The organism is Streptomyces sp. NPDC107581 (assembly GCF_055657175.1).
Window position 1 is genome coordinate 216,061 of the sequence record NZ_JBVKBH010000004.1, and the last position, 20,604, is coordinate 236,664.

Here is a 20,604-nt window from a genome sequence, read left to right on the forward strand (position 1 = left end):
CGTCGCGCGGCCGTGCGCATCGAGCCGCGCACATCGAGGACCGCGCACATCGAGCCGGCGGACGGGGTCAGGTCCTGCCCGGGGCGACGGCTCCGCTACTTGGCCGAGGCCGTCAGGTCGCCGCGCCGGGGGGCGGCGAAGCCCTCCAGATCGGCGCGGGTCAGGCCGGAGAACCGGGCGACCTCGGCGATGTCGAGGGCGCCGCAGTCCAGGCCGCGCAGCAGGTAGCCGCTGAGCGCCTTGGCGGTGGCGGGCTCGTCCATGACGTCGCCGCCCGCCCGGTTGGCGTACCGGGCGAGCCGGCCCGCCGCCTGTTCGAAGCCCTCGCGGTAGAAGGCGAAGACGGCCGCGTAGCGGGTCGGGATGTGGCCGGGGTGCATGTCCCAGCCCTGGTAGTAGGCGCGGGAGAGGGCGCGACGGGTCAGGCCGTAGTGCAGCCGCCAGGCGTCGTGGACCTTCTCGGTCGGGCCGACGGGCAGGACGTTGGTGGAGCCGTCCGAGACGCGTACCCCGGTGCCCGCGGCGGCGACCTGCATGACGGCCTTGGCATGGTCCGCGGCCGGGTGGTCGCTGGCCTGGTAGGCGGCGGAGACGCCGAGGCAGGCGCTGTAGTCGAAGGTGCCGTAGTGCAGTCCGGTGGCACGGCCCTCGGCGGCCTGGATCATGCGGGCGACGGTCGCGGTGCCGTCGGTGGCGAGGATGGACTGGCTGGTCTCGATCTGGATCTCGAAGCCGAGGCGCCCGGCCTCCAGGCCGTGGACCTTCTCGAAGGCCTCCAGGAGGCGCGCGAACGCGGTGACCTGCTCGGCGTACGTCACCTTGGGCAGCGTCAGCACCAGCCCCTCGGGCAGGCCGCCGGCCTCGACGAGGCCGGTGAGGAAGACGTCGAGGGTGCGGATGCCCCGGTCGCGTACCGCGGCCTCCATGCACTTCATGCGGATGCCCATGTACGGGGCCGCCGTGCCGTTCTTGTAGGCCTCGGCGATCAGACGGGCGGCACGGGCGGCCGTCTCGTCCTCCTCGGCGTCGGGACGGGGGCCGTAGCCGTCCTCGAAGTCGACGCGCAGGTCTTCGACGGGCTCGCGCTCCAGCTTGGCGCGGACGCGGGAGTGGACGGGCTCGGCCAGCTCGTCGGAGAGGCCGAGGACGGCCGCGAAGGAGGCCGCGTCCGGGGCGTGTTCGTCGAGGGCCGCGAGGGCCTGGTCGCCCCAGCTGCGGATGGTGTCGGCGGCGAACACGTCACCGGGGACGTAGACGGTGTGCACGGGCTGGCGGGTGCCGGGGTCGCCGGGGTAGCGGCGCTCCAGCTCCGCGTCGACCGGCGCGAGGGAGGCGCTGATCTCCTCGCTGACGGCGCCCGCGAGGCTCGTCGCCACCTTCTGCTGCCGGCCCTGCTCCTGCTGGCCCTGCCCCATCCCACACCCTCCGATTTTCCGCTCTGCGGAATCAACAATCCGTAGAATGAAGTTATCCGGGGACCATCGGGATGGTCAACACCACTTCCCCATGCTGCCACCTCGCCCTCTCGCCATGTTCACGCCCCAGCCCATGCACCCCGGTCGCGTCCTCCGCGGTCAGGACACCCCATGGGCGCGCCCCATACGGATTCCCCCGACTGCGTCCGGCGTCTCCGACACTGTTCCGGTATATCCGGTGCTCGTCCGGCATTCCCACCGAAGGAGCCCCGCTACCGAACCGACGCCGAGTAGCCAGGCGCGGCTCGGCCCGGCCCGGCCCGGGACGAGTCGAGGCCCCCGTGACCTCTGCGGTCACGGGGGCCTCGTACGGTCCGGATCTGCCGGCGATCAACCCTTGCGGGTCTTGATCTCCTCGGTCAGCTGCGGGACGACGTCGAAGAGGTCGCCGACCACGCCGTAGTCGACCAGGTCGAAGATCGGGGCCTCCGAGTCCTTGTTGACGGCCACGATCGTCTTCGAGGTCTGCATACCGGCACGGTGCTGGATCGCGCCGGAGATGCCGTTGGCGATGTACAGCTGCGGGGAGACCGACTTGCCGGTCTGGCCGACCTGGTTGGTGTGCGGGTACCAGCCGGCGTCCACCGCGGCGCGCGAGGCGCCGACGGCCGCGCCGAGCGAGTCGGCGAGCGCCTCGATGATCGAGAAGTTCTCCGCGCCGTTCACACCGCGGCCGCCGGAGACCACGATCGCGGCCTCGGTCAGCTCCGGGCGGCCGGTCGACTCACGCGGCGTACGGCCGGTGATCTTCGTGCCGGTGGCCTTCTCGGAGAAGGAGACGGACAGGGCCTCGACCGCACCGGCGGCCGGCGCGGCCTCGACGGCGGCCGAGTTCGGCTTGACCGTGATGACCGGGGTGCCCTTGATGACCCGGGACTTGGTGGTGAAGGACGCGGCGAACACCGACTGGGTGGCCACCGGGCCCTCGTCGCCGGACTCCAGGTCGACGGCGTCGGTGATGACGCCGGAGCCGATGCGCAGCGCCAGGCGGGCGGCGATCTCCTTGCCCTCGGCGGAGGACGGGACCAGCACGGCGGCCGGGGAGACGGCCTCGTAGGCGGCCTGCAGCGCGTCCACCTTCGGCACGACCAGGTAGTCGGCGTACTCGGACGCGTCGTGGGTGAGGACCTTCACCGCGCCGTGCTCGGCGAGCGCGGCGGCGGTGTCGGCGGCGCCGTTGCCCAGCGCGACGGCTACGGGCTCGCCGATGCGGCGGGCCAGCGTCAGCAGCTCCAGGGTGGGCTTGCGGACGGCACCGTCCACGTGGTCGACGTAGACGAGGACTTCAGCCATGGGATTGCTCTCCTGCGTAACGAAGTTGAGGGGCGGTCAGCGGGGGCGAGCCCTTAGATGAACTTCTGGCTCGCGAGGAACTCAGCGAGCTGCTTGCCGCCCTCGCCCTCGTCCTTGACGATGGTGCCGGCCGTGCGGGCCGGACGCTCGGTCACGGTCTCGACCTTGGTGAAAGCGCCGTCGAGACCGACCTCCTCGGCCTCGATGTCCAGGTCGGACAGGTCCCAGGACTCCACCGGCTTCTTCTTGGCCGCCATGATGCCCTTGAAGGACGGGTAACGCGCCTCGCCCGACTGGTCGGTGACGGAGACGACGGCCGGGAGCTGGGCCTCCAGCTGCTCCGAGGCGGCGTCGCCGTCGCGGCGGCCCTTGACCGTGCCGTCCTCGACGGAGACCTCGGACAGCAGGGTGACCTGCGGGACGCCCAGGCGCTCGGCGACCAGCGCCGGCACGACACCCATGGTGCCGTCGGTGGAGGCCATGCCGGAGACGACCAGGTCAAAACCGGCCTTCTCGATCGCCTTGGCCAGCACCAGGGAGGTGCCGATGGCGTCGGTGCCGTGCAGGTCGTCGTCCTCGACGTGGATGGCCTTGTCGGCACCCATGGACAGGGCCTTGCGGAGCGCGTCCTTGGCGTCCTCGGGACCGATGGTCAGGACGGTGACCTCGGCGTCGCCGTCACCGTCGTAGTTCTCCGAAATCTGCAGCGCCTGCTCGACCGCGTACTCGTCCAGCTCGGAGAGCAGACCGTCCACGTCGTCGCGGTCGACGGTCAGGTCATCGGCGAAGTGCCGGTCGCCAGTGGCGTCGGGCACGTACTTCACAGTGACAACGATCCTCAAGCTCACGCCGGCTCTCCTACTGCATCGTCATTTCCGGGCTGCCTCTTGGAGGCAGCATAGGCGCCTCAAGCGGCCGATCCCGGTCGGGGCGTCGGCGCGCTCCGACCGAAATATTACTCGTCAGTACACCCAGTTCATGCCCGCTAAGCAAGCGCTTTGAACTGTGACCTTCGCAACGCAGCGTAACCGGAACTCGACGGCTTCGCAGGCGGGGCGGGGCGTGATCAATCCCGCAGGCCGTTGAAGCGGCCCTGGTGGTAGACGAGAGGGCGCCCGGCGCCCGTGGAGTCCCCGAGGACCAGCTCGGCGACCACGATCCGGTGGTCGCCGGCCGGCACGCGGCCGACGATCCGGCAGACGAGCCAGGCCTGCACGCCGTCCAGGACGGGTACGCCTTCCGGGCCCTCCCACCAGGCGGTGGGCGCGCCGAAGCGGTCGGCGCCGCTGCGGGCGAAGGTGGCGGCCAGATCGCTCTGGTGCTCGCCGAGTATGTGGATGCCGACGTGGTCGGTCCCGGCGACGGCCGGCCAGCTGGAAGCGCCCGTGCCGATGCCGAAGGAGACGAGCGGGGGCGTTGCGGACACCGAGGTGAGGGAGGTCGCGGTGAAGCCGACCGGGCCGTCGGCGCCGCGCGCGGTGATCACCGCGACACCGGCGGCATGCCGGCGGAAGGCGGAGCGCAGCAGGTCGGGAGAGGCGAGCTGGAAGGTGCCGAGGTCGGGCGTGGCCGTCATGCCATTGTCCTTCTGCGAGGGGGGACGAGCGGATCCGTGGCTGCTCAACAGTCCGGACAGCGCGCGCTCGCGGTGCGGGCCAGATCGACGTGGACCCGCGCGAAGAGAAGGAGTTCGGTCGGCATACGGTCAGGCTGACGATAGGTGGCGTGCCCAGTCAAGTTCGTTCCGGGATCTGGGAGATGGCTCACCGTGCCCCGGGAGGTCCTCACACCGCCTCTCCCAGCGCCGCGATCACATCGGCCTTGCGCGGCTGTCCGGTGGCGCGCCGCACCACCCGGCCGCCCGCGTCGAGGACCAGCACGGTGGGCGTCTTGAGGATCTCCAGCTCGCGCACGAGCTCCAGACGGTCCTCGGCGTCGATCTCGACGTGGGTCACGCCGGGCACCATCCGGGCCACTTCGCCGAGGATGCGCCGGGTGGCCCGGCAGGGTGCGCAGAAGGCGCTGGAGAACTGCACCAGCGTGGCCCGCTCCCCCAGTTCGCCGCCCAGCTCGGCCGCCCCGAGCCGCTTGCCCTCGTCCCGCCCGCGCACGCGCACGCTCCCGCTCCGCCGCTTGTGCAGCACTCCGAAGGCGCTCGCCACGGCGAGCACCGAAACGCACACCACCAGTCCGGTCATCACCTGCACAAGCTTTCATGAGACTGCAAAGATTCCCGCCTCCCGAAGGAACCTGCGCCGCGGAATGCTTCCTTCATGGACATCGACGCGAGGGGGCCGCGCTGCGCGGCGGCCGTGACGGCGGCCGTGCTGGCGGCGGCCCTCACCACACAGAGCGCCTGGGTGCTGGCCTGGCAGACCCTGGCGTTCGCGCTGGGCGCGGCCGGCGGGGTGGGCCGCTCACCCTACGGCCTGCTGTTCCGGAGGTTCGTGCGGCCGCGGCTCGGGCCGCCGACGGACTTCGAGGCCCCCGAACCGCCGCGGTTCGCGCAGGCGGTGGGGCTGGTGTTCGCCGCGCTCGGGCTCGTCGGGTTCACGCTGGGTCCGGCCTGGCTGGGACTCGCGGCGACCGGGGCGGCACTCGCGGCCGCTTTCCTCAATGCCGCGTTCGGATACTGCCTGGGATGCGAGGTGTTCCTGCTCCTGAAGCGGCTCACGGTGCGTGCGCAGTAAAGGCGGCTTGAAGCAGCGAGGTGGGGGACTAGGCCGACGTGACGAGGATCTCGCCGCCGCGAGGCACCAGGACTGGCTACCCGTTCGTTCTTCGGGCACGATCTGCGAGACGCCGTAAACCTACGGCTGCGTAACTTTCCCGCCGGGATCCCCTTTCCCGAGCAGAGCAGAAAGGGTCCACCCCGCCCATGGCAGAGCTGGTCTACCGTCCCGTCATCGGTCTCGCCAAGACGCTTTTCAAGGCCTGGGACCTGAAGATCGACTGTCAGGGGTCGGAGAACATCCCGCACTCGGGCGGCGCGGTGCTGGTGAGCAATCACATCAGCTATCTGGACTTCGTCTTCAACGGCCTGGCGGCCCTGCCGCAGAAGCGTCTGGTGCGCTTCATGGCCAAGGAGTCGGTCTTCCGGCACAAGGTGTCCGGGCCGCTGATGCGCGGGATGAAGCACATCCCGGTGGACCGCAAGCAGGGTGACGCGGCGTACGCGCACGCCCTGGACTCGCTGCGCTCCGGCGAGGTCATCGGGGTGTTCCCGGAGGCCACGATCTCGCAGTCGTTCACGCTGAAGAGCTTCAAGTCGGGCGCGGCCCGCCTCGCCCAGGAGGCGGGCGTCCCGCTCGTCCCGATGGCGGTGTGGGGCACGCAGCGGCTGTGGACCAAGGGCCACCCGCGCAACTTCAAGCGCAGCCACACCCCGATCACCATCCGGGTCGGCGAGCCGGTCGAGGCCCCGCGCGACCAGTACGCGGGGGCCATCAGCCGCCGCCTGCGCGAGCGTGTCCAGGAGCTGCTGGAAGCGGCGCAGCGCGCCTACCCCATGCGCCCCCGGAGCACGGAGGAGTCCTGGTGGCTGCCGGCCCACCTCGGGGGTACGGCGCCGACGGTGGAGCAGCTGAAGGCGGCCGAGGCGCACTGACGCCCGCCGACCCCCCGGGGCACTGACGCCCGGCGGAGGCCCGGCGCACTGACGCCCGCCGACGGCCCGGCGCACGGCGGCCGGTGGGGCTCACGCCGCCATGGAAGAGCCACGGCGGCTCCTGGCGGGCACCCGGAAGCGGGCGCCGGGCCTGAACTCCGCCAGTGGCCCCGGACACGGTGAGGATGAACGTCGTCCGCCTCGCCTCACAGGGTGCCGGGGAGCGTGCGCCACAGGTGCGGCCGGTCCCGGGCGCCCTGCAGTGCGCCGAGGACGGCCGGATGCGGTTCGGCGTACAGGACCGGATGGTCCGCCTCGTCGGACTCGGGATCGGGGATCCAGGCCAGCCGCTCGCCGTCCAGGGAGAACTGCGCGTCGATGCCCGGCGCGTTGCCGCGAGGATCCTGCCGGTGCCAGGCTCCGTGGAAGCGCACGGCGACGAGACCGTGCACGGCATGAGCGCTGCCGCCGCCGTCGTACCTCAGCCGCTGATAGCACAGGGCCGTGGGGATGTCCTCGGCCCGCAGCAGCGCGGCCAGTGCGTGGGCCTTGGCGTGACAGATGCCCGTGCGCCGCTCCAGGACGTCGGAGGCGCGCCAGGTGACGCGCGGATCGCCCGCGTCGGCGGAGTGCGGGATGGCGTCGCGCACGAATTCATATGCGGCCCGCGCATAGGCATACGAGTCCGCGACCCCCTGCGCAAGGCCGGCGGCCGTCTCCCGCACCAGGGGATGATGATGGTCGATGGCCTCGTCGGCCGCCAAGTAAGCGGACAGATCAGTGGTGTTCTGGATCAGCTCCATGCCCGCAGAGCATAGGAATGCGATCACCCGAGCGTCAATGACTTTTCAGGTGACCGCATATCTATGCACACTGTTCTTCTAGTGCCCACTCAGGGGCTAGCGCGCCATCTCCTCCTTGAGCGCCGCAACGAACGAGTCGACGTCCTCCTCGGTCGTGTCGAAGGAGCACATCCAGCGCACGACACCCGCGGTCTCGTCCCAGAAGTAGAACCGGAACCGCTTCTGCAGGCGCTCGCTCACGTCGTTCGGGAGTTTCGCGAAGACGCCGTTGGCCTGCACCGGGTAGAGGATCTCCACGCCGTGCACCGCGCGCACACCCTCGGCCAGCCGCTGCGCCATCTCGTTGGCGTGGCGGGCGTTGCGCAGCCACAGGTCCTTGGCGAGCAGGGCCTCCAGCTGCACCGACACGAAGCGCATCTTCGAGGCCAGCTGCATCGACAGCTTCCGCAGGTGCTTCATCTGCCGCACCGCGTCCTGGTTGATGACGACGACCGCCTCGCCGAACAGCGCGCCGTTCTTCGTCCCGCCGAGCGAGAGGATGTCGACGCCGACCGCGTTGGTGAACGTCCGCATCGGCACGTCCAGGGAGGCGGCGGCGTTGGCTATCCGGGAGCCGTCCAGGTGCACCCTCATGCCGTGCGCGTGGGCGTGCTCGCAGATCGCGCGGATCTCCTCGGGCGTGTACAGCGTACCCAGCTCGGTGCTCTGGGTGATCGAGACGACCTGCGGCATCGCACGGTGCTCGTCCTCGAAGCCCCAGGCCTGCCGGTCGATCAGCTCGGGCGTGAGCTTGCCGTCGGGCGTGGGCACGGTGAGCAGTTTGAGGCCGCCCATGCGCTCGGGGGCGCCGCCCTCGTCGACGTTGATGTGCGCGCTCTCGGCGCAGATCACCGCGCCCCAGCGGTCGGTGACCGCCTGGAGGGCGACGACGTTCGCGCCGGTGCCGTTGAAGACCGGGAAGGCCTCCGCGGTGGCCCCGAAGTGGCTGCGGACGATCCCCTGGAGGTTCTCCGTGTAGTCGTCCTCGCCGTAAGCCACCTGGTGGCCGCCGTTGGCCAGGGCCAGGGCGGCCATCACCTCCGGATGCGCCCCGGCGTAGTTGTCACTGGCGAAACCGCGGACCTGCGGGTCGTGATGGCGACGGGCGTCGGTCCTGGGAGGGTTCACGGCTTCTCGGTCAGCCACAGACGGTTTCCGTTCACTTCGGCGGCGGACTTGCTCCAGACGCCCTCGACGGCCTCGGCCAGGTCCTTGACGTCCGTGAAGCCCGCGAACTTCGCGTTGGGGCGTTCGGCGCGCATCGCGTCGTGCACCAGCGCCTTGACCACCAGGATCGTAGCCGCGGACGTCAGTTCCTCGCCGCCCCCCGCCTTGCGGAAGAAGTCGGCCATGGCCAGCGTCCACGCCTCGGCGGCGGCCTTGGCCGCCGAGTAGGCGGCGTTGCCGGCGGTCGGCTTCGAGGCACCGGCCGCGCTGATCAGGATGTAGCGGCCCCGGTCGCTGCGCTGCAGCGCCTCGTGGAAGGCGAGGGAGGTGTGCTGCACGGTCTTGACGAGCAGCAGCTCCAGGAAGTCCCAGTCGTCGAGGCTGGTCTTCGTGAAGGTCTCGCTGCCGCGCCAGCCGCCGACCAGGTGCACGAGGCCGTCGACACGTCCGAAGTCCTTCTCGACGTGGGCGGCCCAGTCCCGGGTGGACTGCAGATCGAGCAGGTCCACCGTGTCGCCGGTGACGGAGGCGCCACCGGAGGCGTACCGGGCCGCGTCCACGGCCTCCGAAAGGCGCTGCGGGTCGTTGTCCGCCCCGACGACGGTCGCCCCGGCTTCGGCCAGGCGCAGCAGCGCCGCCCGCCCGGCGGGTCCGCCTGCGCCGGCCACCGCGATCACCGCACCGCTGAGAGCCCCGTTGCCCACCATGTTCTTCCCCTTTTGAGCAGTGTTCTGGAGGCGGTCGCTCACGCGGCGACCCGCTCGGCGCTGTCCGCCGTGATGCCCTTGGTGGAGGCGATCACATTCTTCAGCTTCTTGGACAGGGCCTCATAGAACATGCTCAGCGGAAACTCGTCCGGAAGCACGTCGTCCACAAGCTTGCGCGGCGGCAGGGTCAGGTCCAGGGCGTCGGGGCCCTTGGCCCACTTGGAGCCCGGGTGCGGGGCGAGGTACGTGGCGACCAGCTCGTAGCCGGCGAACCAGTGCACGAGCTTGGGACGGTCGATGCCGTCCTTGTACAGCTTCTCGATCTCGGCGCACAGCTGGTTGGTGACCTGCGGGGCGCGCTCCCAGTCTATGGCGAGCTTGTTGTCGGTCCAGCGGATCACGTCGTGCTTGTGCAGGTAGGCGAAGAGCAGCTGGCCGCCGACGCCGTCGTAGTTGCGCACGCGGTCGCCGGTGACCGGGAAGCGGAACATGCGGTCGAAGAGCACCGCGTACTGCACGTCACGGGCCTGCGGGACGCCGTCCGCCTGGAGCTTGACGGCCTCCTTGAAGGCGGTGAGGTCGCAGCGCAGCTCCTCCAGGCCGTACATCCAGAACGGCTGGCGCTGCTTGATCATGAACGGGTCGAACGGCAGGTCGCCGTGGCTGTGGGTGCGGTCGTGGACCATGTCCCAGAGCACGAAGGCCTCTTCGCAGCGCTTCTGGTCGTGGACCATCGCGGCGACGTCCTCGGGCAGCTCGAGGCCCAGGATGCCGACGGCAGCGTCGGTGACCCGGCGGAAGCGGGCGGCCTCGCGGTCGCAGAAGATGCCACCCCAGGAGAATCGTTCCGGCGCCTCGCGCACGGCGATCGTCTCCGGGAAGAGGACGGCCGAGTTGGTGTCGTAGCCGGACGTGAAGTCCTCGAAGGTGATGCCGCAGAACAGCGGGTTGTCGTAGCGGGTGCGCTCCAGCTCGGCCAGCCAGTCCGGCCAGACCATGCGCAGCACGACCGCCTCCAGGTTGCGGTCCAGGTTGCCGTTCTGCGTGTACATCGGGAAGACGACCAGGTGCTGCAGGCCGTGCGCGCGGTTCGCGGCGGGCTGGAAGGCGAGCAGCGAGTCCAGGAAGTCCGGCACCTGGAAGCCGCCCTCGGCCCAGCGGTGCAGGTCCTTCACGACGGCCTCGTGGTAGGCGGCGTCGTGCGGGAGCAGCGCGGAGAGCTGCTCGACCGCCTCGACGACACGGCCCACGGCCGCCTCGGCATCGGCCCGGTCCGGGGCGCCCTCGGCGTCGAGGTCGATCGACCCGTCCTTGGACTGCCATGGCCGGATCTGCTCCACGGCATCCTTGAGCACGGGCCAGGCCGGGTGCTCAATCACCCTGGTCAGCGAAGGAACCTGTCCCTCGGTACCCGCCTGCACAAGAATTTCCGTCATGTCCCATCCTCCACGCGAGAACCTCTCGTAAGGACACCGTATGCATACCCTGTTTCTCCCAGCAAGAGTCAGCTCGGGAAATTATTCTGCCGAACCGCATGAACACCGCTGTTTTTCCTGCGACAAACCGTGACGCCGGTCACTTTCACCGTTCGGGGTGGGAGAGTTCACACGGAGCTCCGGGACCGATCGGATCCGGCCGGTCAATGCCGGGAGGACTCGCCCACGCCCGGGTGACGCCAGGGGCGGATACGAGCCAGGTACCGCGCGCCCCGCGCCCCGATCCCCCTGCGCAGATGCGGGTTCATCGTGGGACCAGGCCATTAGGCTGCGACCCTGCCGCGTGGACAGTGACGTCCGGCGTCCCGTCCGCGCGTCGCCGAGCCGCCGTCGACGGAAGCGAGTCGAACCTTGAACTTCCTTACCATCGGTCACCGCGGGGTCATGGGTGTCGAGCCCGAGAACACCCTCCGTTCGTTCGTCGCCGCCCAGCAGGCCGGCCTCGACCTGATCGAACTCGATCTGCACCTGAGCAAGGACGGCGCACTGGTCGTCATGCACGACGCGGAGGTGGACCGCACGACCGACGGCACCGGCCCGATCGCCGAGAAGACCCTTGCGGAGCTGCGCGCCCTGGACGCGGGCCGCGGGGAGCGGGTGCCGGTCTTCGAGGAGGTCCTGGACGCGGTCAGGACGCCGCTGCAGGCCGAGATCAAGGATGTGGCGGCGGCCCGGGCGCTGGCCGAGGTCATGCACCGGCGGGACCTGGTCTCCCGGGTGGAGGTGTCCTCGTTCCATGACGAGGCGGTCGCCGAGATCGCCCGGCTGGTGCCCGGCGTGCGCACCGCGCTGATCGCGGGCCGCTACGGCACCGACGTGGTGGAGCGCGCCACCGCGGTCAGGGCCGCGACGCTCTGCCTCGACATCCGCCGGCTGACCCTGGAGATCGCCGAACGCGCCCGCGCGGCCGATCTGAAGGTCATCGGGTGGGTGGTCAACACCCAGGACCACCTGCGGCTCGTGCGCGCCCTCCAGCTGGACGGCGCGACGACCGACTACCCGGAGATCAAGCGCACCGGCCGCTTCACCGCGTGACCCGGCGCGCGCTCTCCCGCATGAACGTCACACCAGCGGCTTGACCAGCAGCTCGAACTGCAGGTCGTCGCGCTGCGGAACGCCGAAGCGCTCGTCGCCGTACGGGAACGGCGTCATCCTTCCCGTACGGCGGTAGCCACGGCGCTCGTACCAGGCGATCAGGTCGTCGCGCACCGAGATCACGGTCATGTGCATCTCGGTGACGCCCCAGGCCGCACGGGCCCGGCGCTCGGCCTCCGCGAGGACGACCTTGCCCAGACCCGCGCCCTGCAGGCCGGGACTGACCGCGAACATCCCGAAGTAGGCGTGGCTGCCCCGGTGTTCGAGCTGACAGCAGGCGACTATCCGGCCGTCCTGCTCGGCCGTCAGCAGCCGGCTGTCGGCCGACTTGATGACCTGCAGGACGCCCTCCGGATCGGTCCGCTGGCCGTCCAGGATGTCCGCCTCGGTGGTCCATCCGGCCCGGCTGGCATCGCCCCGGTAGGCCGACTCGATCAGCGCGACCAGCGCATCGACGTCGGCGTCCGTGGCGTCTTTGAACGTCGGTCCGGTGGTGGCGGTGTCCATGGAGCGGTCTCCGATCTCGGGCGCGGCTGGGCCAGGTCGAGGGTAACCCTGCCACTAGGCTCCCGATGCATGGTGCATGTACTCAGCAGCCGGACACTGCTGCGTCCCGTCGACCCCGAGCGCTCCCGGACCTTCTACGGGGAGCAGCTGGGCCTGGCCGTCTACCGTGAGTTCGGCACGGGCCCGGAGCGCGGAACCGTCTACTTCCTCGGCGGCGGCTTCCTGGAGGTCTCCGGCCGCGCGCAGACGCCCGCCTCCCCCTCGGTGCAGCTGTGGCTGCAGGTCGAGGACGTGGCCGGCGCTCACGAGGAACTGCTCGCCAAGGGGATCGAGATCCTGCGGCCTCCGGTGCAGGAGCCGTGGGGGCTGATCGAGATGTGGATCGCCGACCCGGACGGTACCCGAATCGTGCTGGTGGAGATCCCGTCGGACCATCCGCTGCGGTACCGGCCGGGCATCTAGGGCCGGCTGCGGGTTCCAGGGACCGGTGCACGCCGTGGGCAGGTGGCCGCCCGCGGCGGGCCGGCCGCCGGCACCGCTGGGCGACGGCACGGACTCGGTCCGCCGCGGCTCCCGGGCCACAGACAGGCGCTTGGCCAGGGGAACCCGGTCCCGGATGGCCGGTCCGGGCGGCCGGGGCTAGCGTGCGAGGAAGGATCCCCGCTCACGCCCGGAGGTCCCTTGCCGTGTGCGACCGAGCCCGGAGGGAACCCTCATGAAGTTCGACAAGCCGGTGATCGGCGGCCCGTGCTGGACCGAGCTGGGGACCAGCGATCTGGAGGGGGCGAAGCGGTTCTACACCGAGCTCTTCGGCTGGCGGCCGGAGACGGATCCGCGGCAGGAGGCGGGCGGCTACACGGTGGCACATCTGGGGGACGCTGCGGTCGCCGCGCTCAGCCCGCTCTATCAGGAGTCCCAGCCGGTCGCCTGGAACGTGTCCTTCGCGGTGGCGGACGCGGACGCGACGGTACGGCAGGTGGAAGAGGCGGGCGGCACGGTGGTCCTCGGCCCGATGGACGTCTTCGACGTGGGCCGTTTCGCGGTGGCCCTCGACCCGACGGGCGCGGCGTTCCAGCTGTGGCAGGCCCGGGCCTTCCCCGGCGCCGGGCTGTTCAACGCGCCCGGCACGCTCGGCTGGGTGGAGCTGGCGACCCGCGCCCCCGACCGGGCCCGGGACTTCTACACCACGGTCTTCGGCTGGAGCGTCAACGCCTCCCCGTGGTACACGCAGTGGGGCATCGGCGGGGAGGACTTCGGCGGGATGGCCGACATGGGCGACCGGTTCCCGCCCGACGTGCCGGCGCACTGGCTGCCGTACTTCGCGGTGGCGGACGTGGACGCGACGGCGCAGGTCGCAGAAGAGGCGGGCGGCTCGGCCGTCATGGCACCCACGGACGTTCCGGACGGCCCGCGCATCGCGGTGCTGCGGGACCCGCAGGGAGCCGCGTTCGGTGTGCACCGGGCAGATCAGGAAGGCTGACGGGGGCTTGCCTTCGAGCGGGCTCCAGCTCCTAGCGTCGTGCACAGGGCCCCGGGACCCTGCTCCGCATCCATCTGCACCTGTCTGTACATGTCTGCAGCTGTCTGTACCTGTCTGCAGCTGCCTCCACCTGCTTGGAAAGGGAAACACGCGTGCGTTACACGCTTTTCGGACGGACCGGTCTGCGCGTCAGCGAACTGGCCCTCGGCGCGATGACCGTCGGCGAGGACTGGGGGTGGGGCGTGGACAAGGAGGCCGGCGCCCGGATCGTCGACGCCTATGCCGACGCGGGCGGCAACTTCATCGACACCGCGAACAACTACACGGAGGGCAGTTCGGAGCGGATCCTAGGAGAACTGCTGACCGGGCGGCGCGACTCCTTCGTCCTGGCCAGCAAGTACACCTGCGGCACGCGCGACGGGGACGTCAACGCGGCGGGCAACCACCGCAAGAACCTGGTGCAGTCGGTCGAGGCGAGCCTTGAGCGGCTGCGCACGGACCGGCTCGACGTCCTGTGGGTGCACGCCCGCGACAACTTCACCCCGGTCGAGGAGGTGATGCGGGCCCTGGACGACCTGGTGCGCTCCGGAAAGGTGCTCTACGTCGGGGTCTCGGACTGGCCGGCGTGGGAGATCGCACAGGCCAACACCCTGGCGGAGCTGCGCGGTTGGACCTGCTTCGCGGGTTCGCAGCTGCGCTACAGCCTGCTGGAGCGCACCCCGGAGCGCGAACTCCTGCCGCAGGCACGCGCCTTCGACCTGGCGGTGTTCGCCTGGGCGCCCCTGGCGGCGGGCAAGCTCACCGGGAAGTACCGGCGCGGGGAGACGGGCCGGCTCTCGACCACCGGGGCAGGGACGGAGGCCTGGGAGGAGGAGATCATCGACACCGTGGTCGAGATCGCCGAGCAGGGCGGCTGGAGCCCGGCACAAGTGGCCCTCGCCTGGCTGCGCAGCCGCCCGGGGAACGTCGTACCGATCGTCGCGGCCACCAAGGAGGCACAACTGACCGACAATCTGGGGAGCGTCGACGTCCGGCTCGACGCCGACGCGGTGGCGCGCCTGGACGAGGTGAGCGCGGTCCCGCTGGGCTTCCCGCACGACTTCCTGCGCGAGCCGCCCATCACCCGCAACGTCTACGGCGACCTCTGGCAGCGGATCGAGGACCGCCGCTCCACGCACCGCCGCACGGCGCACGACGTGCTCTAGATGTACCCGGTCATGACTTTGGTGACAGTCGGCTGAAGCCGGAGCTGTCCGCCGCAGTGCTTTGGAGCCGTTCCCCGCCGGGCCCCTGCCGCAATCGCGGGCCCGGCCGCACTCGCCCGCTGCTCCGAGGGCGCGGTCTCACCACCGGCCGCGGTGTCATCGCTCGCCGGCCCCCTGGCCCTTCGACTCCCTCACTCCCGGACCCCGGGGCTCGGCTCTCCCACGCCCGGCTGCACCGGACTCGGCGACTCCCCCACGCCCGGCTGCCCCACGCGCGGCTCTCCCACGCCAGGCCGCACCACACTCGGCTGCACCACGCCCGGCTGCGCTCATCCGCGCTGATGACGCGCCGTCGGCCGGCAGCCGCTGCGGTCCGCCCGGCAGGGCCGGGCCCTCAGGTGCGCAGCACACCCGTGCGGCCCTCCAGGCGGCTGAGCAGGTCGCCGAGGAGTGCGGCCAGTTCTCCCTGGCCCTCGGGGGCGAGGGCGGACAGAACGGCCGTCTCGTAGGCGAGCTGCTCCGGGAGGATGCCGTCGACGAGGTCGCGGCCGGCATCGGTGAGGCGGACGTGGGCCACCCGCCGGTCCCGGGCGTCGCCGCGGCGCTCCACCAGCCCGCGTTCGGTCAGCAGTTTGAGCCGCTTGGTGACGGCTGCCCCGGAGGAGAAGGTCTCCCGGACCAGCTCTCCCGGGGTGAGCTCGTGGCCGGTGCGGCGCAACGCGCCGAGCAGGTCGAACTCCGGACGGCTGAGGCCGGCGCGGCGCAGCGGAGCGTCCTCGGCCTGCTGGAGGAGGGCGGCACAGCGGTTGATGCGGCCGATGACCTCCATGGGGCCGGTGTCCAGTTCGGGGTGGACGGTCCGCCACTGCCGGACGACTGCGGAGACGGTGTCCGCCTGCTCCGTGTGCTCGGCGTGCTCGGCGTGCTCGGCGTGCTCGGCGTGCTCCGCCCGCTCCATGTGCTCCGCGTGCTCCGTGTATTCGGGGTGTTCGGCGTGCGTCGAGTGTTCCGGGCGCGTCGGGTGCTCCGCATCACCGCCGTTTCCCGGGAGCCCGCCCGGCGCCGCACTCCCGTTCCCCGGCCGCCCGTTCCCCGGCCGCCCGTTCGCCGCGTCGCCCCGGGCTTCCGGCCGTCCGTTCGTCGCCGTCATGGCCGTATGCCCTCCGTCGTCCTGCCCGTGTCCAGCTCCAGGGGGGCGAGCCCCTGGCGTCGTACCGTCGCGGCGAGCGTACGGTGTCCCGCCTGCTCGGCGAGCACGACCCGCTCCTCGGGCAGGGCGCGCTGCCACCATTCGCCCAAGGCGGCGTCGGCCGTGGTGCGCAGCTCGACCAGGGCTGCGGCGAGGGAGCGGCGGGCGGTCTCCAGCGCGCGGGGTGCCGGCTGCGGCTCGGCGAGCAGGCGCGCGGCCTGTGTACGGGCGCGCTCCACCGCGGTCAGCGCATGTTCGATGCGGCCGCCCGCGCGCCGGTTGGTGACGGCAACGGCCGCGACGAAGCCGACCAGCGCGCCGACGAGGGTGTCCACCACCCGCTCGGTGATCAGCCGGCCGGGATCCTGGGCGCGGGCGAACTCCGTGATGAGCAGGGCCATCGGCGTGACGCACACGCTGCCGAGCCAGTAGTTGCGGCCGATCAGCGCCTCCGCGCCGAAGTTGAAGGCGAGGCAGCTCAGCACCAGGAGGGCCGGGTGGAGGTGGGCGAGCGGGGCGACGGCGGCGAAGACCAGGACACCGACGAGGTTGCCGACGACGCGCTGAACGCCCCGGCTCCAGGTCAGGGTGACGTTCGTCTGGTAGAGGGAGGCCGCGGTGACCAGGGCCCAGTACGGCCGGCCGACGCCGAGCGCGAGAGAGGCGTACCCGGCCAGGGCACAGCCGATCGCGGTACGGGCGGCGATGGGGGCGAGCGGGGCGAGGCGGTGCCGCAACGGGCTGCGGGGGAAGGCGAGTTCGATGTCCACGCCGAGCAGTTCGTCGGCCGCGTCGCCGGGGGCCCCGGCCTGCGGGATCCCGCCGGTGCCGCGCAGCTCGCGGGCCCAGGCGCGCAGCCGCTCGGGGTCGGTGTCGGCGGGGGCGGCGAGGGCGACCTCGGCGCGCACGAGCAGCCGTTCGAGGGCCCGCCGGGTGCGGTCGGGGCGGGCACCGGCGGCAAGCAGCGACTGCCAGGCGGCATGGACGGCGGCTGCCGCGGCGGCGCGGGCCCGGGCCTCGCCCCCGCCGGTGCCGCGTGTGCCGGCGTACGCGGCGGCGGCGTTCAGGGCCTGGGCCGTGGCGCGGCGCTCGGGGCCGTGGGGGCGCAGCAGCCCGGGGGCCATGCCGATCAGCCAGGCCCAGGCGCCCGCCCCCAGGGCCAGTGCGACGTGGCCGGGAACCTGGCCGAGGCTCTGTGGCGCGAACAGGGAGGCGGAGCTGATGAAGGTGAGCACCACGTTCCCCGGCGGACCGGTGCGGGTGGCGTCGCACACCGCCTTCTGCACGGCCGCCATGAGCGCACCGACGGTGACCAGCACGACGGGGTCGCCGGTGAGCGACGCCGCGACCAGCGCGACGGCCAGACCGCCGGACATGCCGAGCACGACCCAGGCCAGGGCTCGGGCCCGGGCGGCGTAGGGCCGGTGATGGCCGTAGAGCGCACACAGGGATCCGGCCATCGTGTACATGGCGAGATCGAGGCGGCCGAGCGCCAGCAGGGTCAGGTTGGGCGGGGCGACCGCGGCGACCGCGCTCAGTGCGGGCTTGAACCAGATGTCGGACGGCCGCCCCAGGCGGAGCGGACCGGCGAGGGGAAAACGGTGGGGGGTGGCACTGCTCATAGCATCAATTTAGCATGTGTTTTACTTGTGAAAGGATTGCGGGAACTCCTTCCTCACCTGCTGCGACCCGGTGAGTGCTCCCCGTGTACACCCTTGCGCTCGCGTGCGCCCCGCATGCCGTGGGCATCGCATCTGTCGACCCACCGTCGAGCTGGGGAGGTGCGCGTGCACGGACCGACGTCGCCGGCCTGGCTGCTGGTCGCGCTGTGCGCGGCCACCGCGGCCTACTGTCTGCTGCGGATGCGCAGCGGGATCGAGGAGCAGCGGCGGGCCGCGGGCGGCGAGGCGCTGATGGGCTTCGGCATGGCCGTGATGGCCGTGCCCGCCACGGCCTTCACCCCGCCGGGGTGGGCATGGCCCCTGTACGCGGCCGTGTTCGGCGCGGCGGCGCTGCGCGCACTGTGGGCCGCACGCAGCAGCCCGCACCATCTGCACCATCTGGTGGGCACGGGGGCGATGGTCTACATGTCCCTCGCCATGACGGCCTCCCCCGCCGCCCCTCACCACCACTCGCACTCCGGTGTCGGAGTCCCCCTCGTGACAGGTGCGCTCCTGCTCTACTTCAGCGGCTATGTCCTGGTGTCCGGAGCCCGTCTGGTGCCCGCGGTCGCCACCGCGGACGGGACGGTGGCGGCGCGCTGGGGCGACCGTCCCGAACTGGCGCGGGCGTGCCGGCTGTCGATGGGGATAGGGATGGTCGCGATGCTGCTGACGATGTGAGCGGCCGGGCCTTCCCGGGGAGAGCGCAAGCACCGATCCCACCGTGGACACGAACACAACGCCCACCGCGAACATGCGCACAACGCCCACCGCGAACACAAGCACAACGCCCGCCGGAGGCACGAGCGTTGCCTGCGTCACTTCGGCACCGGGGACCGTACCCGTGAGCGGCTCGGCGCTCATAGGGTGCTGCCCATGATGGTCCCCGTGGCACTGTTGCTGCTCGGCGCCCTGACCGCCGTGGCGGCCCCGCGCCTGCTCGCCCGGGCCGACTGGCGGGACCGTGAGCCGGTGGTCGCCCTGTGGGTGTGGCAATGCGTGGTGGCAGCCGTGCTGTTGTGCTGCGCCCTGTCGATGACGCTCAGCGCGGCCGCGGCCTGGCAGGCGGTGCGCGGGCACCTGTTCGGTACGGCCCCGCGCGCGGTCGTGGACGCCTACACCCTAGGCGCGGCGGGACCGTGGGCGGCGACGACCGCGGTGGCGCTCGCCTGCGGCGGACTGTGGAGCGTGGCGATGCTGGCCCGTGAGGTCCTGCAGGCCGGCGCGCGACGCCGCCGCCGGCGGGCCGAACTGCTCGTGCGCGCACCTCTGTTGCCGGGCGAGGAGTCCGCGGGCGGGCGGCTCGTCCTGCTGGAGGGGGAGCGTCCGGACGCCTGGTGGCTGCCCGGTGCGGCACCCCGGCTCGTCGTCACGACAGCCGCGCTGCGCCGGCTGAAGGGGCGGCAGCTGGACGCCGTGCTCGCCCACGAACAGGGGCACGCACGGGCCCGGCACGACTGGCTGCTGCACTGCTCGGCCGCGCTGGCGAGCGGATTCCCCCAGGTGCCGGTGTTCGCCGCGTTCCGCGACGAGATGCACCGGCTGGTCGAACTGTCCGCCGACGACATGGCGTCCCGCCGCTTCGGCCGGCTGACCACCGCGCTGGCGCTGGTGGAACTCAACGAGGACCGGGGCGTGTTCGGCCCCGCTCCCACCCCGCAGGCCCATGTCCCGCAGCGCGTGCACCGGCTGCTCGCTCCTCCGGACCGGCTGACCGCGATGCGCCGCCTGCGGCTGACGGCGGCAGCCGTTCTGGTGCCGGTGGTCCCGGTGCTGGTCGCGCTCGTACCGGGACTGCGCGCGCTCGGCTGAGCCGCGCGCCCGACTCAGCCGCGCGCCCGACTCAGCCGCGGGCTCGGCCGAGCCGCGGGCCCCGAAGCTGGCCTGCCGCCCCACGCGTCGGCGAAGATCGCAGCATGATCCGCCCGCCCCGCCCGCCGGAGTACCGTCCGGCGGTCCTCGCCACCGCCGTCCTGACCGTGCTCTGCGTACCGCTGCTGACCCTGGTGGCGATCGAGTGGCACCCCCTGGTGGGCCTGGACACGGGCATCGCCCGCACCACCCACCGTTGGGCGGTCGACGAACACGGCCTCACCCATGTCTTCCGGATCCTCACGGACTGGGTCTGGGACCCGCTGACCATGCGCCTGGTCGCCGCGGCGGCCGCGGTGTGGCTGGTGTGGCGCCGCGCGGCATGGTGGACGGCCCTGTGGCTGGCCGTGACCTGTGCGGTGGCGGCGGGGCTGCAGCGAGCACTGAAGGCGGCCGTCGACCGTCCGCGCCCGGTCTGGCGGGACCCCGTCGACTCCGCGCACTATGCAGCCTTCCCCTCCGGCCACGCGATGACGGCCACGGTGGTGTGCGGGCTCCTGCTGTGGCTGCTGCACCACTTCGGCGCGAGGCGCACCCTGTGGCGTGCGGCCCTCGCCGTGGCCGTGGTCTCGGTGGCCGGGGTCGGCCTGACCCGGGTGTGGCTGGGCGTGCACTGGCCCTCGGACGTGGTGGGAGGGTGGCTGCTCGGGGCGCTGGTGGTGGCACTGGCGGTGCTGGCGTACCAGAGGCCGTGGGGCGGCCGGACGCACTCCCGCTGACCGACGGTCCCGGTCGGCCCGCCACTTGATCGAATGCGGTGATCGGCCGGCTTCCCCGGGGTGAGCGCCGTTCAGCAGAGGCAGCAGCGGTGCCGCGCCCGGCCCCGGCCGGTGCGCGCTCGGGCCGAGCGAGCCGCTGTCTCTCGCGTGCCTGCCCGGCCGGACACCGCACCCGCTGCGATCCCCGGCATCCGGTGTGCGGTGGGTGCCGGTGGCGCGGCCGGTGCCGTGCACCGTCCGTCTGAGACGATCCCCCGCGTCGCCCCAGACGGACGGCAGCTCTGAACAG

The 20,604-nt window shown here is 71.9% G+C and carries 21 protein-coding genes; 9 read left to right on the forward strand and 12 right to left on the reverse strand.

Going from position 1 to position 20,604, the window contains the following annotated elements; translation table 11 throughout:
- Positions 1–95: 95 nt before the first annotated feature.
- The 5 genes from ACZ7P3_RS10975 to ACZ7P3_RS10995 all read right to left on the reverse strand — a co-directional run bounded on the left by ACZ7P3_RS10975 (position 96) and on the right by ACZ7P3_RS10995 (position 4,966).
- Positions 96–1,415, reverse strand: coding sequence for a DUF6986 family protein (locus ACZ7P3_RS10975; RefSeq protein ID WP_472080593.1), 1,320 nt, complete (start codon positions 1,413–1,415; stop codon positions 96–98).
- A gap of 390 nt (positions 1,416–1,805) precedes the next feature.
- Complete coding sequence (locus ACZ7P3_RS10980) at positions 1,806–2,768, reverse strand: electron transfer flavoprotein subunit alpha/FixB family protein (RefSeq protein ID WP_472080594.1); 963 nt, start codon at positions 2,766–2,768, stop codon at positions 1,806–1,808.
- 53 nt (positions 2,769–2,821) lie between these two features.
- Positions 2,822–3,616: an electron transfer flavoprotein subunit beta/FixA family protein gene (locus tag ACZ7P3_RS10985; protein WP_472080595.1), complete on the reverse strand. Its 795-nt coding sequence runs from the start codon at positions 3,614–3,616 to the stop codon at positions 2,822–2,824.
- A 218-nt stretch (positions 3,617–3,834) separates the two neighbouring features.
- Complete coding sequence (locus ACZ7P3_RS10990; RefSeq protein ID WP_472080596.1) at positions 3,835–4,344, reverse strand: flavin reductase family protein; 510 nt, start codon at positions 4,342–4,344, stop codon at positions 3,835–3,837.
- A 208-nt stretch (positions 4,345–4,552) separates the two neighbouring features.
- Positions 4,553–4,966, reverse strand: a complete 414-nt coding sequence (locus ACZ7P3_RS10995) for a TlpA family protein disulfide reductase (RefSeq protein ID WP_472081048.1) — start codon at positions 4,964–4,966, stop codon at positions 4,553–4,555.
- Between the two features lie 75 nt (positions 4,967–5,041).
- On the opposite strand from ACZ7P3_RS10995, the gene ACZ7P3_RS11000 reads away from it, so the two are divergent.
- The gene (locus ACZ7P3_RS11000) at positions 5,042–5,458 is read left to right on the forward strand and encodes a DUF4395 domain-containing protein (protein ID WP_472080597.1); all 417 of its coding nucleotides are present in this window, start codon (positions 5,042–5,044) and stop codon (positions 5,456–5,458) included.
- Positions 5,459–5,646: 188 nt separating this feature from the next.
- Positions 5,647–6,375, forward strand: coding sequence for a lysophospholipid acyltransferase family protein (locus tag ACZ7P3_RS11005; RefSeq protein WP_472080598.1), 729 nt, complete (start codon positions 5,647–5,649; stop codon positions 6,373–6,375).
- 206 nt (positions 6,376–6,581) lie between these two features.
- Here ACZ7P3_RS11005 and ACZ7P3_RS11010 read toward each other — a convergent pair whose 3' ends face one another.
- The 4 genes from ACZ7P3_RS11010 to ACZ7P3_RS11025 form a co-directional block, all read right to left on the reverse strand.
- Complete coding sequence (locus tag ACZ7P3_RS11010) at positions 6,582–7,178, reverse strand: transglutaminase domain-containing protein (protein WP_472080599.1); 597 nt, start codon at positions 7,176–7,178, stop codon at positions 6,582–6,584.
- A 96-nt stretch (positions 7,179–7,274) separates the two neighbouring features.
- Entirely contained in the window at positions 7,275–8,345 is a 1,071-nt protein-coding gene (locus ACZ7P3_RS11015) for a threonine aldolase family protein (protein WP_472080600.1), read from the reverse strand.
- On the reverse strand, positions 8,342–9,091 hold the full coding sequence (locus ACZ7P3_RS11020) for an SDR family NAD(P)-dependent oxidoreductase (protein WP_472080601.1): 750 nt from the start codon (positions 9,089–9,091) through the stop codon (positions 8,342–8,344). The genes ACZ7P3_RS11015 and ACZ7P3_RS11020 overlap by 4 nt, the downstream gene beginning before the upstream one ends.
- 38 nt (positions 9,092–9,129) lie before the next feature.
- The gene (locus tag ACZ7P3_RS11025) at positions 9,130–10,527 is read right to left on the reverse strand and encodes a DUF6421 family protein (RefSeq protein WP_472080602.1); all 1,398 of its coding nucleotides are present in this window, start codon (positions 10,525–10,527) and stop codon (positions 9,130–9,132) included.
- A gap of 411 nt (positions 10,528–10,938) precedes the next feature.
- On the opposite strand from ACZ7P3_RS11025, the gene ACZ7P3_RS11030 reads away from it, so the two are divergent.
- The gene (locus ACZ7P3_RS11030; RefSeq protein ID WP_472080603.1) at positions 10,939–11,622 is read left to right on the forward strand and encodes a glycerophosphodiester phosphodiesterase; all 684 of its coding nucleotides are present in this window, start codon (positions 10,939–10,941) and stop codon (positions 11,620–11,622) included.
- Positions 11,623–11,649: 27 nt separating this feature from the next.
- On the opposite strand, the gene ACZ7P3_RS11035 is transcribed toward ACZ7P3_RS11030, so the two are convergent.
- A complete protein-coding gene (locus ACZ7P3_RS11035) occupies positions 11,650–12,189 on the reverse strand; it encodes a GNAT family N-acetyltransferase (protein ID WP_472080604.1) in 540 nt (179 codons plus the stop codon).
- A 69-nt stretch (positions 12,190–12,258) separates the two neighbouring features.
- On the opposite strand from ACZ7P3_RS11035, the gene ACZ7P3_RS11040 reads away from it, so the two are divergent.
- The 3 genes from ACZ7P3_RS11040 to ACZ7P3_RS11050 all read left to right on the forward strand — a co-directional run bounded on the left by ACZ7P3_RS11040 (position 12,259) and on the right by ACZ7P3_RS11050 (position 14,874).
- Complete coding sequence (locus ACZ7P3_RS11040) at positions 12,259–12,651, forward strand: VOC family protein (protein ID WP_472080605.1); 393 nt, start codon at positions 12,259–12,261, stop codon at positions 12,649–12,651.
- A gap of 253 nt (positions 12,652–12,904) precedes the next feature.
- The gene (locus tag ACZ7P3_RS11045) at positions 12,905–13,669 is read left to right on the forward strand and encodes a VOC family protein (protein WP_472080606.1); all 765 of its coding nucleotides are present in this window, start codon (positions 12,905–12,907) and stop codon (positions 13,667–13,669) included.
- A gap of 152 nt (positions 13,670–13,821) precedes the next feature.
- Positions 13,822–14,874 carry an aldo/keto reductase gene (locus ACZ7P3_RS11050; protein ID WP_472080607.1) on the forward strand — a complete coding sequence of 351 codons (1,053 nt, stop codon included), beginning with the start codon at positions 13,822–13,824 and terminating at the stop codon, positions 14,872–14,874.
- A gap of 394 nt (positions 14,875–15,268) precedes the next feature.
- Here the strand turns inward: ACZ7P3_RS11050 and ACZ7P3_RS11055 are convergent, their stop codons facing one another.
- Positions 15,269–15,832 carry a MarR family winged helix-turn-helix transcriptional regulator gene (locus tag ACZ7P3_RS11055; protein WP_472080608.1) on the reverse strand — a complete coding sequence of 188 codons (564 nt, stop codon included), beginning with the start codon at positions 15,830–15,832 and terminating at the stop codon, positions 15,269–15,271.
- A 188-nt stretch (positions 15,833–16,020) separates the two neighbouring features.
- Entirely contained in the window at positions 16,021–17,685 is a 1,665-nt protein-coding gene (locus ACZ7P3_RS11060; protein ID WP_472080609.1) for an FUSC family protein, read from the reverse strand.
- A 165-nt stretch (positions 17,686–17,850) separates the two neighbouring features.
- Between ACZ7P3_RS11060 and ACZ7P3_RS11065 the strand changes: the two genes are divergently transcribed.
- From ACZ7P3_RS11065 to ACZ7P3_RS11075, 3 genes are all read left to right on the forward strand, one after another.
- Positions 17,851–18,405 carry a DUF5134 domain-containing protein gene (locus ACZ7P3_RS11065; protein ID WP_472080610.1) on the forward strand — a complete coding sequence of 185 codons (555 nt, stop codon included), beginning with the start codon at positions 17,851–17,853 and terminating at the stop codon, positions 18,403–18,405.
- A 195-nt stretch (positions 18,406–18,600) separates the two neighbouring features.
- The gene (locus tag ACZ7P3_RS11070; protein ID WP_472080611.1) at positions 18,601–19,536 is read left to right on the forward strand and encodes a M56 family metallopeptidase; all 936 of its coding nucleotides are present in this window, start codon (positions 18,601–18,603) and stop codon (positions 19,534–19,536) included.
- 104 nt (positions 19,537–19,640) lie between these two features.
- Entirely contained in the window at positions 19,641–20,315 is a 675-nt protein-coding gene (locus tag ACZ7P3_RS11075) for a phosphatase PAP2 family protein (RefSeq protein ID WP_472080612.1), read from the forward strand.
- Positions 20,316–20,604 lie beyond the last annotated feature (289 nt).